This window comes from Enterococcus sp. CSURQ0835 (assembly GCF_902706605.1).
Lineage (GTDB): Bacteria > Bacillota > Bacilli > Lactobacillales > Enterococcaceae > Enterococcus_A.
This window is the reverse complement of the sequence record NZ_CACSLH010000006.1, coordinates 37,674-50,886: the sequence shown is the minus strand read 5'-3', so window position 1 is coordinate 50,886 and position 13,213 is coordinate 37,674. Positions and strand designations below refer to the sequence as shown.

Below are 13,213 nucleotides of genomic sequence, written 5' to 3'. Positions count from 1 at the left end.
TACGCGTAAAACCAGTCTAGCTTGCGTAACTTACAAGAGTGGTGACGGATTTTGTTTTGCGTTATACTGAATCAGACGGAAAAATGACATGGGCGGGGCATTCTTTAGCGGCTTGCCGCACGGAAGTCTCAGCGGATTTTGGGATAAATTCGTGGATCGCATGCGGTTCATCGACAAAGTGAACGATCCCATTATCATCGTAATCAAACACGCTGGGCGCGATCAATTGACACAAGCCGCACGCGATACATTCTTCCGGGATGATTTTACATTGCATAGTTTCACCTTCTAAGGAGTTATGATGGACTTATTTATTTTAACGTTATTTGCGAGCGGCTACAAGCTGCGGATCTCAACTTTATACCAATTACTGACGGGGCGGCGCACGAGTTCGGTGTTACTTCACGGTTTTTTTTATGACAATTTGAACGTTTGCGGACTCTTGCCCGACTTAAAAAATGAACGTTTTAAACGAGCTATCGCGCAACTAGAAAAAAACGGCTGGATTACTCGCACGGAAAGTTTTGGCCAGTTGACGACAAGCGGGCAAGCCGAATTAGCGCAGCATGATTTTACGCCATTAGTAGGATTAAATAGTTTTCGCTATGGTCGGATGCGCCAAGAATGCTGGCAGCTGTTGAACTTTGGCATTCAAGTGCTGAGTTTTTTAGCTCATGGGCAAAAGGATTATGTGCCGCTAGAAAATCGGCCGCTGTATCTGACCCAAGTCAAACACTTTTTAGCTCAAGCACCGGCGGATCTGTTAGAGAAATTTCCACAAGAATTGACCGCACTGTTTGCGAAATTGCCAGAAGCCAGTGCGGATTTTTTAGCCAATCAGTTGACGGGCTTTCAGCAAAATGGACAAACCGCGTTTCAATTATTGCCATCAGCTTGGCAGAATACACCATGGGACAAGTTATATACTGCTAGCCAACAAGATTTATTGCTTGCGCATGTGCGACAGTTTCCCAGTCTGTATCCGCTAATCGTCGCTGCCGATCAAAAAAATTACAATCACAGTATGCTACTGACTCGTCAATTGTTTTTAGCAGGGGATTCAGTGAAGGCGATCATGACTAAACGCCAATTAAAAGAAGGCACGATCACTGATCATTTGTTGGAGTGGGCGCTCTTGGATGCGAACTTTCCTTTTGAGCGGTTCGAATTAGCCACGGGTGTGACCGGAGAGGCTGTCCGTGATTTACAGTATCAAGATTTTGATGTGAGTTATTTGAATTTTCGGTTGTCCCAGATCAAAGAGGTGAAACAGACTAGATGGAACTAGAAAAAATCTTACAGCAACGCTTTGGCTATGCCACGTTTCGGCCCGGCCAAAAAGAGATCATCCAGCAGTTGTTAGCCGGTGATCCCGTGTTGGGGATGTTGCCCACTGGAACGGGAAAATCGTTATGTTATCAATTGACAGGGGAACTTTTAGCGGGCAGTGTCGTGATCATTTCACCGCTGATCTCACTGATGGAAGACCAATTGTTGCAACTGCAGCAATTGGGCGAAAAACGAGCGGTGGCGCTGAATAGTTTGCTCAGTTACAGTGAAAAGCAGTGGGCCTTGGCACATTTAGCGCAGTATAAATTTATTTTCATGAGTCCCGAGATGTTTGTCAACGAGGCGACACTTCAGGCGTTAAAGCAGTGTCAGTTGGCGTTGTTAGTGGTGGATGAAGCCCATTGCGTCTCTCAGTGGGGAATTGATTTTCGACCGGAATATTTGAAATTAGCAGACGGGATCGCACAGCTTAACCAAACGTTTCCCGTTTTAGCGTTGACGGCGACGGCCACGAAAAAAGTGCGGCAAGACATTCAACGATTAGTGTTTGACGGCGCGGCCTCAGAAGTCGTTTATTCAGCTGACCGCCCGAATGTGGCGTTATTTGTGGTCCGCGGAGAAAAAGAGGCGCAGCTAACAGATTTATTGGCGAAATTGACCGGTTCGGGGATCATTTATTGTGCGACCCGCAAAAAAGTCCAGCAGCTCTATCAACATTTAAAAGACCAATACGCGGTGGCATTTTATCATGGCGGTCTGTCTGGGCAAGAACGGCGCGTGTTGCAGCAGCAATTTTTAAGCGGGCAGTTGCAGCTTTTAGTAGCTACCAACGCGTTTGGCATGGGGATCAATAAAGCCGACATCCGGTTTGTGATCCATTATGATCTGCCGGACTCACCGGAAAATTATTTGCAAGAAATCGGGCGCGCCGGGCGAGACGGCTTGCCAGCGCAAGCGATTTTGTTATATGAAAAAGACGATGAACAGATCCATTATTTTTTGCAGCAGCAGACACGAGAAGCGAAAAAAGTTTTTGAAGTGGTCAATGCTGATCCGGCAGTTCAAAGTCAAGACCCGCTGATCGAAAAGTGGGCACGTTTTTTTCCCCACCAAAAAGAATCCCTCTTGCAGCTGTTGGAACAGCGAGAGGAAACCCGCCGCCAGCAAGTGCAGGCGATGCTGGATTATATCGAAACTACCGGCTGCCGCCGAGAAAAACTCTTGCACTATTTTGATGAGACGCTGGTCAACAAACCTGCGAACTGCTGTGATCATGACGGTGCGCATTTAGTAACTGCAAAAGAGCTAGCTGCAACAGAAGGCACAACGCAAGCGTTGAAAAAGCAGCCGTGGCAGGAGATCTTGGGGCGATTGTTTTGATGGAAAGCGCAGGAGCTGATCAGTTTCCTGCGCTTTTTTGAATAACCATCGCTTTTTTTTTTTCCTGTGGTATAATTGTCGCTGATAGTAATAAGGAGGGATTTGATGGTAAGTCGACGAGATCGTAATCACGGAGCCAACAACGAACCGTGGGATCAGCAGATCTATGCCACCGAAGAAGCGGAAGAAGCGAAAAAAACAGCTCGCGATACGGCTGATTCTGCAAATGAAACTGCGAGTCAAGCAACAGAAAATGCTAAAAATACGGCTAGAGCAGCTGGCACAGCTGGCGCAACCAAAGCGAAAGCGAGCCGAGGCGGTAGTAGTGGTAGTGGGGGCAATGGCGGCAATAACGGCAACACGAAATTTTTAAGTATTTTAGTAGCCTTGCTCTTATTATTGATTTTGATCCCAGCTGGTGCTTATTTCTGGCTGACCCGTGATACTGGTGATCAAAGTGCTAAAGGTCCAGATTCATCACAAGTAGCGGCGAGTCGTTCAAAAGCTTCGGCGGAAAAAGCGGCCCAAGAGTCAAAAGAAAAAGCAGCTCAAGCATCAAAAGAAGCAGCGAAAACAGCAGCTAGCAAGAAAAAAGCTGAAGCCACCCAAGCGTCAAAAGAAGCGGCGCAACAAGCGCAAGCGCAACAACAAGCAGCGGCCAATCAACAAGCGCAACAAAATCAAGCCGCTACACAAAATGGTCAAAATGCAAATGGTCAAACAGCTGGTCAACAAACCAACGACCAACAAACGCAATATGATCAATACGGCAATCCGATCCAAAATGGCGCGAACCAGCAAGCAGCTGGCACGAATCAAAATGGAACGGCCGGTCAAAACGGTCAACAAACTAACCAAGCTGGAGCTGCCGGACATCAAGGCGCACCACAAGATGGGTCTGGTCAATACGGTGTCGTAAACCCAGGCGATGGCCCACGCCAAATCGCGGATCGTTACGGCGTATCAGTTGAGCAACTTTTACAATTGAACGGGATGACTATGAACGACTACTTCTTCCAACCCGGCCAATCAGTCAGAGTGCAATAAGAAAAGCGAAATGGACTGCTAAGCTCCGAGTGATAAGTAACCTGCAAATTTTTTGGCGGACTTTGCCAACAAATTGCTGGATCTTATCACCGAGGAGTTAGTCCATATAGCTAGACAATAAGAAAAGCGAAGCAAACGGGTCAGCTTCGAGCGGCAAGTCTGCCTTGAATTTTTGGCGCGCTTTGCCAACAAATCAAGGAAACTTACAGCCGAGAAGCTCGTTTACGTAGCTAGACAAAGAAAAGCGAAATGGACTGTTAAGCTCCCAGGGATAAGTAAAATGTAATTTTTGATTTGCCGTGATCTCTTAGCAGGTCGCGGCTTATTATTTGGCGAAAGGATGTTAAGATGGAAAACATTTCAATTGCAATCGACGGACCGGCGTCTTCTGGTAAGAGTACGGTGGCAAAGATTTTGGCTAACGATTTTCAGTTTATTTACGTGGACACAGGCGCGATGTATCGGGCGGTGACGTATTTGGCGTTGACCCAGAATGTTGCGTTAAATGACGAAGCCGGCTTAGTCGCGTTGTTAGAAAAATTTCCGGTGCGCTTCAAGCAAGCTGCAACCGGTCAGCGCGTGTTTGTCGGCGAGCAAGAAGTCACCAAAGAAATTCGGCAAAACGATGTGACGGCTGCCGTTTCGGAAGTTTCCGCGCAAAAAGCTGTGCGGGAAAAATTAGTCGAGCTCCAGCAAGACTTAGCCAAGACCGGCGGCATCGTGATGGACGGCCGCGACATCGGGACGACGGTGTTACCTGAGGCCGAGGTGAAAATTTTCCTCGTGGCAAGTGTCGAAGAACGGGCTCAGCGCCGCTATAAAGAAAATCAGGAAAAAGGCATCACGACAGAGTTTGAAACGTTAAAAGAGGCGATCGCTAAACGAGATTATTTGGATTCGCATCGTGAAGTCTCACCGCTAGTGCAAGCACAAGATGCAATTTTAGTCGATACGACTGGTATGAATATTCAACAAGTCGTTTCAAAAATCAAAGAAATCATCGCACAAAAAGGTTATTAATTTCTAAGAAAAGTTTTCACTTTTTGTGATAAAATCGCGTTTTTTGATATTTCAAGAGAAATCGCTTTATTTTTCCAGTGTAATATTTTAGAATAGATAGTGTAGTCTATTTACGTAATTGTTGGTTAGGAGGACAAACGTCATGACAGAATTAGATCAAAACCAAATGGACAATGAAAATTTATCCATGGAAGATGCATTAAAAGACGTGCATGAAGTAAAAGTCGGCGATATCGTCAAAGGTGAGGTGCTTAAGATTGAAGATAAGCAAGCCATCATCGGGATCGAAGGAACTGGAGTCGAGGGAGTTGTTCCAGCTAAAGAGCTTTCTACTTTGCCAGTCGAAGACATCAACGAGGTCGTGAAAGTCGGCGACGAACTAGATCTTGTAGTCATCTCTACGATCGGAAAAGATAAAGAAAACGGTAGCTATCTACTTTCGAAACGTCGCTTAGATGCGAAAAAAGTCTGGGAAGACATCGAAAAAGAATACGAAGAAGGTAAGATCATCGAAGCGCCAGTTACTAGCACGGTCAAAGGTGGATTAGTCGTTGACGTTGGTGTGCGTGGCTTTGTTCCTGCCTCTATGATCGATGACCATTTCGTCGATGATTTTTCTGAGTACAAAGGCAAGACGTTACAATTCAAGATCATGGAGATCGAACCATCAGAAAACCGTTTGATCTTATCTCACAAAGCAGTTGTGGAAGCTGAAAAAGCGGAACAGAAAAAAGAAGTAATGGCGAACCTTCATGAAGGCGACGTCGTGAAAGGTAAAGTTGCGCGTTTGACTGACTTTGGCGCGTTCGTTGACCTTGGCGGGATCGATGGCTTAGTCCACGTTTCTGAGATTTCTCACAGCCATGTCGACAAACCATCTGACGTGTTGAGCGTTGGCGATGAAGTCGAAGTGAAAGTCTTAGGCGTTGATCCAGATCGTGAACGGATCTCACTTTCCATCAAAGCAAACTTGCCTGGACCTTGGACCGACATCGCAGAAAAAGCGGCGCCTGGTACAGTCTTAGAAGGTACTGTCAAACGTTTGACGAGCTTCGGGGCATTTGTTGAGATCTTCCCAGGGGTGGAAGGTTTAGTCCACATCTCACAAATCTCACACAAACACATCGCGACACCGCATGAAGTTTTAGCGGAAGGCGATAAAGTCAAAGTCAAAGTCTTAGAAGTGCATCCTGAAGATCATCGGGTCGCATTATCCATCAAAGCACTGGAAGAAAAACCAGAAGAAGAACATACAGAACCTGAACCAGATTCTTATGATATGCCAGAAGAAAATACCGGCTTTACGATGGGCGACATGATCGGCGATGCGTTAAAAGACAACGACGATAAAGACAATCAATAATTTTGGTGTTAAGTTTCGTGCCTCGGTACGAAACTAAACATATAGCGCACCTTCATGCGCAATCTTTCTGAATAAAAAGTTCGAGAAACTCCGTTTGGCAACTGCTGAACGGAGTTTTTTGGATTATGTCGGCAACTGACTTGCCGATACAATCCACTGGGTGACCAACGGGAGCGGAGTGTCTGATTAATGTAGTTAGTAATTGCTGACTTTAATCACTGGGCGAGTGTGAGCGAGTGGAGTGTATGTTAATGGAGTAAGTTAGTCTAACAACAGTTGGGCTAACTTTTTTTAGTGGGCAACTGGCACGTCGCGATTACAAAATTTGTCTTTTCTTAGGTCTTTTTTGCAGTTGAACAATCAAATAAATAAGAAAACTCAACTTTTTTAAAGTTTGGTGAAGGGCAAAGCAAATTAAGCTAGCTAAACAGGTGAGCAGTTGTATACTAAGGGTGTAAAAACAGTGCGCTACTTGAACTGTTTTCAAAATCATGAGGAGTGAGCATCATGCTAAAACTTATTAAAACAAGTCTCGCGGTAAGTTTATTTTTTGGTTTGCAATTGGGAGCGCTAACAGTTCAAGCCGCGGGACAACCACCAACTAGTAGTGTCACTACCCAAGTCGATGATTTAGTAGCTGGGGATTTGACTTATCAAGTAGATCGAGGACAAGTGACGATCACTGGCTTGTCACCACAGGGAAAAGCGACTCCAAACCTAGTGCTGACTATTCCAGCTGAGATCGATGGCTTGCCCGTAACAGAGATCGCAAATGAAGCTTTCGGGAATCTTCTTAGAAGTGATGAAGGGGAAGCGGCTGTGGATAAAAATATAACCACCGTCGATTTTTCAAACGCTTCGAATTTAGTCATGATTGGAAGTACAGCGTTTGCCCGCACCAATCTCAAAGGGATACTTCAATTGCCCGCTACTTTGCAGTCACTGGGAGTCGGGGCCTTTGCCAATACAAATATTACGAGTGCGGATCTTTCCAACAGTACGCAACTAACGCAATTAAAGTCATCTACTTTTCTTGAATGTACAGCTTTAGAGTCGGTCAAATTACCGGCTAATTTGCAACGGCTGGATCAATCGGCGAGCTATCGTGGGGTCTTTGATGGCAGCTCGAATTTGCAGTCGATCACATTACCGAGTACATTGACTTCGATCGGGCAAGAGACTTTTAACGGAACTAATTTGAAACGGGTGACATTTTTGGGAGCTGTGCCACCAGCTTTTGATGTTAATAAATTTTCCCCTGCCTTTGAGGGAGTAAATGCTAGTGGGAAGATTTTTGTTCCGATGGGTTCACAAGCAGCGTATGAAGCAAAACGGGCAGAGTTTGGTGGACCGATCACAGCCGACGCAGCGAATTGGCCGATTGTCGGTTACGATTATAAAACAGTCAACTTCACACCAAAATTTAGCGATTCACTGATCATCAACAAGCCTGTGTTAGACTTAGCATCCACTGTAGCCGATCCAGCGCATGAATTTGAAACGACCCCTACTTGGGAGATCGTTCGTAATACCGCGGGGGCTTCATTAGTCGGAACGCACTTGACGGCGACTAAGTTAGGGAAAGTTGTTGTCGAAGAAACAGTGCGCAACCAAGAGCATGCGAATCTGAATGCACCAGATTATTGGCGGGATAAACTCTTTACCATCAATGTTATCAATCAAGCGGTGACTGGCATTAAAAATGTACCGACTACGATGACCGTGGGTAGTACCGTGATGTTATCTGATCAAGTGACCCCAACCGATGCGACGAATAAAACCGTCACGTGGTCTTTAGTGGATCAACCAGACGGTGTAACGCTAACCGGCAACCAATTGACTGCGACCGAACTTGGAACTATCCAGCTTAAGGCGACCGTGAAAGGCGGTAATGCAAATGGCAGTGACTTTGAACAACTCTTTACTCTAGCGGTCAAACCAAAACGACCTGATTTTTATCCGGTTCGTGCCATCACGGATCTGCCAAGTCAAATGACCGCAGGCGAAACGTTGACTTTAGCCGGGACCGTGACGCCTAGTAATGCGACGAACCAAGATCTGACATGGCGTTTAGTCGGCGCACCAGCTGGCGTAACACTCAAAGAAAATCAATTGACTGCCAAACAAGCCGGTGCAGTGAATTTGCAAGCGGTCGTGAAAAATGGTGCGGCGCGCACGCAAGATTTCGTCCAAGACTTTACCGTAACCGTTGAACCTGCGGCAGTCCGTCACATCGTGAACTTCACCACTGATGGCAATGGTAAATTAAACGGTGCGACGCAAATCGAAGTCGCGGATAATGAAACGATCTCGACTGCTCAACTTCCAACACCGCAAGCTAATGATGGCTATCTCTTTTCACGTTGGGAAGATCAAAACGGTAAGACAGTCACCAATTTTGCGCAACAAGCCGTAACGAAAAATATGACCTATAAAGCGATCTTCCAAAAGATCTCGCCAATCGTTCAAACGACACCATTGTATCGCTTGTATAACCCTAATTCCGGTGAACATTTCTACACGTGGGCTGCCGCTGAAAAAACGGGACTCGTGACACTTGGTTGGCAAGACGAAGGCGTAGTCGGAAACGCACCATTGAATCAACAAACCGGCGTACCGGTATTCCGTTTATATAACAAAAATGCCGGTGACCATCACTACACGACGAGTGCCGCTGAACGGGATCATTTAGTCAGTGTCGGCTGGCAAGCAGAAGGGACCGCCTTTTACTCTGGTGGGAACAAAGCCTTGTATCGTTTGTACAATCCAAATGCGATCGCCGGCGCGCACTTCTATACGCCAAGTACTGCTGAACGAGATTGGTTGCAAACACTTGGCTGGCACACAGAAGGGACTGGCTTCTGGTTGTATTAACAGCTTAAGTTAAATGAAAAGTTAGTCTGACAAACAGTCAGACTAACTTTTTTTGTGTGCTGAGAGCTAGTGGGCGATGTGATTTCAAATCATTTACAAAATGTAAGAATAAATAACAGAGGTCTGATTAGGTACTGTGACTCGTCACTTGCTATACTGGAAGTAATAGAACTGGGAAGAACTCGGTTTTACATTCATAAGGAGGAAGTGACATGCAAAAAATCGTTAAAGTTGGTTTAGTGGCTAGTTTATTGTGCAGTACACAACTCGGCTTGTTGCAAGCCCGCGCCGAAGAACATGCACCTGTGAAAAAAGAATTGCGCGCAGGCTATAGCGAGGCAAGTGTTTCAGTAGAAAATAAGGTAGGAACTCAAGTAGATCAAGAATGGGAAGATGTCACGTATAGAGTGGTTGAGGATAAGGCAATTATTACCGGCTTATCACAACAAGGAGCAAATACGTCTGACTTAGCCTTGACCATTCCAGCTACGATCGACGGACTGCCGGTGACAGAGATTGGGGATGGGGCATTTGGGGCTTATCCTGGCCCGAAATATTCCAATCTTAAACAAGTGGATTTTTCACAAGCAACGAATCTGAAAAAGATCGGAGCCTCTGCCTTTGATAGTTGTGATAATTTAAGTGGTGAGTTGAATTTGCCAGCTGGTTTGACACATATTGGAGAGGGTGCCTTTTGGGGTTGTAAAGGATTTTCTGGTGAATTGAATTTGCCAGCTGGTTTGACACATATTGGAGAGGGTGCCTTTTGGGATTGTAAAGGATTTTCTGGTGAATTGAATTTGCCAGCTGGTTTGACACATATTGGAGAGTGTGCCTTTTTAAGTTGTGATAGATTTTCTGGTAATTTGAAGTTACCAGCTAGTTTGACAAGTATCGGAAAGTATGCCTTTGCTGATTGTAGTGGATTTTCTGGTAATTTGAAGTTACCAGCTAGTTTGACAAGTATCGGATGGTCTGCCTTTTATAATTGTAGTGGTTTGAGTGGTGAAGTAGTAATTCCTAGTGGCGTGTCGACGATCTCGGCAAATGTATTCCATGGAACAAGTATCTCAGCTGTACAATTTGTCGAACCTTCACAATTAACAAGTTTTACAGGTAATTTGCAGAGCTATTCCAACTTAAAAACGGTAGCCTTCCCACAAAGTTTAACGGACTTAACGGGTGAGCCCGTGCCAGCAATGTTTAATACAAGTTCTATCACAACTCTGATTTTCACAAACCCAACGGCACCAACCTTAACAGATAATCCATTCGTTAATATTGAAAACTCAGGTACACTGTACTATCCCCGTGATGCTACAACGTATAATCAAGGAAGTTTTGGTACTCCTCAACTGGATCATTGGGACTTTGAGGAATTTGATCCGGTAACAGATCTCACGGATCTACCTGAGCGGTTAACGGCAGGGGTTCCGGTAACGATCGAAGAAAAGATCGAGTCAGCTGATCCGAGCACAAAAGCAGTTAATTATGAGCTATTAGATGCACCAGTAGGCGTTAGTTATGATCCGGCAACGAAAAGATTATCGGCTAGTCAAGCAGGCACCTTCAAGATGCGAGCGAAAGTGACTGATTCCACGGTGACCGATCATGAAACTGGTACCACACCGCAAGTGATTTATGTGAAAGATTTTACGGTGACCGTTGAGCCAAAACCCGCTCCGACTTTCCGCGCCGTCACCTCGATCACGGCGTTGCCGACTAAAATGACCGCCGGCGAGACCCTAAAACTGACTGGAAAAGTCAATCCAAGTAACGCGACGAATAAAAAGTTGACGTGGAAATTAGCAGCCCAGCAAGCCGGTGTGACTTTAGTTGGCGATCAGTTGACTGCTGAACAAGCCGGTGAAGTGAAGCTGCAAGCGATCGTCAAACAGGGTACGTCACAAACAACTGATTTCGTCCAAGACTTTACGGTGAAAGTAGACCCCGCCGCAGTCAAATACACGATGAATTTCACCACAGATGGCAACGGAAAATTGGTTGGCGAGACCAAACTTGAAGTCACGGAAAATGAACTGCTACCAGGAGACAAGATCCCGACCCCGCAAGCCAATGAAGGTTATATCTTTTCGCGCTGGGTAGATGAAACGGGTGCGACGATTGCGAATTTTGCGGAAATAAAAGTGACGAAAGACACGACTTACCGGGCGATTTTCCGTAAAGTGGCGCAACCGGTGAAAACGGAAGTCTTGCATCGGCTCTATAATCCCAATTCCGGAGAACATTTTTATACTTTGAGTACACCCGAAAAAGATCATTTAGTGACGCAGGGCTGGCAGTATGAAGGTGTGCTCGGTAGCGCAGCCGAAAAAGGCGAAGCAGTCTATCGCTTGTATAATCCAAATGTTGGCGATCATCATTACACTACATCGGCTCAAGAACGGGATCATTTAGCTAGTCTTGGCTGGCAAACCGAGGGCACGGCGTTTGCTTCAGGTGGCGAGCAGGATGTGTTCCGTTTGTACAATCCAAATGCGGTGGCAGGTGCCCATCACTACACGCAACATGCTACGGAGCGAGACCAGTTGGCAAATGTCGGTTGGCATACAGAAGGTACCGGCTTCCAGTTATATTAATTTCGCAAAACTTTCACTCCCTTCTTCTTGCAAGAAGGGAGTTTCTTCGTTAAACTAAAGAGAATTTGAAAAAGTTACGGCAATTTAGCGTAGCTTAACGTAAAGGAGCAAAAATTATGGCAAATCCAACTATCGCGATCGTCGGCCGGCCAAATGTCGGAAAGTCTACGTTATTTAACCGGATCGCCGGCGAACGGATTTCGATTGTCGAAGATACCCCCGGCGTGACGCGCGACCGGATCTACGCACGAGGTGACTGGCTTGATCACGAGTTTTCGATCATTGATACTGGTGGGATCGATATCGGCGATGAACCGTTCATGGAACAGATCAAACAACAAGCACAGATCGCAATTGAAGAAGCGGATGTGATTTTACTGGTGACTAGCGGTCGTGAAGGCGTGACCGATGCCGATGAAGCGGTGGCAAAAATTTTATACCGCAGTAAAAAACCGGTGATCTTAGTGGTGAATAAAGTCGACAATCCCGAGATGCGCAGTGAGATCTATGAATTTTACGCGTTGGGCCTGGGGGAACCGTTCCCAGTATCAGGTAGTCATGGGATCGGACTGGGAGATGTGCTCGATGAAGCAGTGAAACATTTTCCTACAGAAGACGCTGAGGAAGAAGACGACACCATCAAGTTCAGCTTGATCGGTCGGCCAAACGTCGGCAAGTCTTCTCTGATCAATGCGATCTTAGGCGAGGACCGGGTGATCGTCTCTGATATCGAAGGGACGACCCGCGATGCAGTAGACACGCATTTCACCGCAGAAAACGGACAAGAGTTCACCATGATCGACACTGCTGGGATGCGCAAGCGAGGCAAAGTCTACGAGAATACGGAGAAATACAGTGTGATGCGGGCGATGCGGGCGATCGATCGTTCTGATGTCGTCTTAGTCGTGTTGAATGGTGAAGAAGGCATTCGCGAGCAAGACAAAAAAATCGCCGGGTACGCCCATGAGGCCGGGCGCGGGATCGTGATCGTCGTCAACAAGTGGGACTTGGTGAAAAAAGATACCAACACGATGAAAGAGTTCGAACAAGATATTCGCGATAATTTCCAATATTTGGATTACGCGCCGATCATTTTTGTTTCAGCGGAAACGAAACAGCGCTTGAACAAATTGCCGGCGATGATCGAAGATGTCAGCATGAATCAAAACTTGCGGATCACTTCATCGGTCTTAAATGATGTGATCATGGATGCGGTGGCGATCAATCCGACGCCGACCGACAAAGGCAAACGCTTGAAGATTTTTTATGCGACTCAAGTGGCGGTCAAACCGCCGACCTTTATTATTTTCGTCAACGAAGAAGAGCTGATGCATTTTTCATACGCGCGCTTTTTAGAAAATCAGATCCGCAAAGCATTTGGTTTTGAAGGCACACCGATCCGCGTGATCGCGCGCCGCCGCAAATAAAGTGGAAAGACTTCCTGTCCAGCAGGAGGTCTTTTTTTGGGGTTACGGGTTGTGTCAAAGTATTCAGCAAACGCGATTTTTTATTTTGCCAGTTTATGGGGGAAGAAAAAAATAAATCTTTTTTCTGGGTTGAGGTTGGTTTTTTGACTTTTCTTTCGTTTATATCTATGTAAGCCAAAAGCAATCACCGCTTTTTTGGCCAAGGAGTGGGG

At 46.0% G+C, this 13,213-nt stretch carries 9 protein-coding genes; 8 read left to right on the top strand and 1 reads right to left on the bottom strand.

All coding sequences use genetic code 11. The annotated features are described in order from the left end of the window. Nucleotides 1-61: 61 nt before the first annotated feature. Entirely contained in the window at nt 62-277 is a 216-nt protein-coding gene (locus tag GVJ38_RS04040) for a ferredoxin (RefSeq protein WP_159721892.1), read from the bottom strand. A 24-nt stretch (nt 278-301) separates the two neighbouring features. On the opposite strand from GVJ38_RS04040, the gene GVJ38_RS04035 reads away from it, so the two are divergent. The 8 genes from GVJ38_RS04035 (at nt 302) to der (ending at nt 13,001) form a co-directional block, all read left to right on the top strand. Next, the gene (locus tag GVJ38_RS04035; protein WP_159721891.1) at nt 302-1,288 is read left to right on the top strand and encodes a helix-turn-helix domain-containing protein; all 987 of its coding nucleotides are present in this window, start codon (nt 302-304) and stop codon (nt 1,286-1,288) included. Beyond that, a complete protein-coding gene (locus GVJ38_RS04030) occupies nt 1,279-2,670 on the top strand; it encodes a RecQ family ATP-dependent DNA helicase (protein ID WP_159721890.1) in 1,392 nt (463 codons plus the stop codon). Before GVJ38_RS04035 ends, GVJ38_RS04030 begins: the two co-directional genes overlap by 10 nt. Nucleotides 2,671-2,775: 105 nt before the next feature. Continuing rightward, nucleotides 2,776-3,717, top strand: coding sequence for a LysM peptidoglycan-binding domain-containing protein (locus GVJ38_RS04025; protein ID WP_159721889.1), 942 nt, complete (start codon nt 2,776-2,778; stop codon nt 3,715-3,717). A 348-nt stretch (nt 3,718-4,065) separates the two neighbouring features. After that, complete coding sequence (gene cmk / locus GVJ38_RS04020; RefSeq protein WP_159721888.1) at nt 4,066-4,737, top strand: (d)CMP kinase; 672 nt, start codon at nt 4,066-4,068, stop codon at nt 4,735-4,737. A 142-nt stretch (nt 4,738-4,879) separates the two neighbouring features. Then, entirely contained in the window at nt 4,880-6,100 is a 1,221-nt protein-coding gene (gene rpsA / locus GVJ38_RS04015; RefSeq protein WP_159721887.1) for a 30S ribosomal protein S1, read from the top strand. A gap of 507 nt (nt 6,101-6,607) precedes the next feature. Next, nucleotides 6,608-8,974: a leucine-rich repeat protein gene (locus GVJ38_RS04010; protein WP_159721886.1), complete on the top strand. Its 2,367-nt coding sequence runs from the start codon at nt 6,608-6,610 to the stop codon at nt 8,972-8,974. A gap of 212 nt (nt 8,975-9,186) precedes the next feature. Further along, nucleotides 9,187-11,574, top strand: coding sequence for a leucine-rich repeat protein (locus tag GVJ38_RS04005; protein ID WP_159721885.1), 2,388 nt, complete (start codon nt 9,187-9,189; stop codon nt 11,572-11,574). A 116-nt stretch (nt 11,575-11,690) separates the two neighbouring features. After that, entirely contained in the window at nt 11,691-13,001 is a 1,311-nt protein-coding gene (gene der / locus GVJ38_RS04000; RefSeq protein ID WP_159721884.1) for a ribosome biogenesis GTPase Der, read from the top strand. Nucleotides 13,002-13,213: the final 212 nt, after the last annotated feature.

Bases quoted from the DNA above. Each gene is read 5' to 3' on its own strand.
- der (WP_159721884.1), top strand. From the start codon at position 11,691: ATGGCAAATCCAACTATCGCGATCGTCGGCCGGCCAAATGTCGGAAAG.
- rpsA (WP_159721887.1), top strand. From the start codon at position 4,880: ATGACAGAATTAGATCAAAACCAAATGGACAATGAAAATTTATCCATG.
- GVJ38_RS04035 (WP_159721891.1), top strand. From the start codon at position 302: ATGGACTTATTTATTTTAACGTTATTTGCGAGCGGCTACAAGCTGCGG.
- GVJ38_RS04010 (WP_159721886.1), top strand. From the start codon at position 6,608: ATGCTAAAACTTATTAAAACAAGTCTCGCGGTAAGTTTATTTTTTGGT.
- GVJ38_RS04030 (WP_159721890.1), top strand. From the start codon at position 1,279: ATGGAACTAGAAAAAATCTTACAGCAACGCTTTGGCTATGCCACGTTT.
- cmk (WP_159721888.1), top strand. From the start codon at position 4,066: ATGGAAAACATTTCAATTGCAATCGACGGACCGGCGTCTTCTGGTAAG.
- GVJ38_RS04040 (WP_159721892.1), bottom strand. From the start codon at position 277: ATGCAATGTAAAATCATCCCGGAAGAATGTATCGCGTGCGGCTTGTGT.
- GVJ38_RS04025 (WP_159721889.1), top strand. From the start codon at position 2,776: ATGGTAAGTCGACGAGATCGTAATCACGGAGCCAACAACGAACCGTGG.
- GVJ38_RS04005 (WP_159721885.1), top strand. From the start codon at position 9,187: ATGCAAAAAATCGTTAAAGTTGGTTTAGTGGCTAGTTTATTGTGCAGT.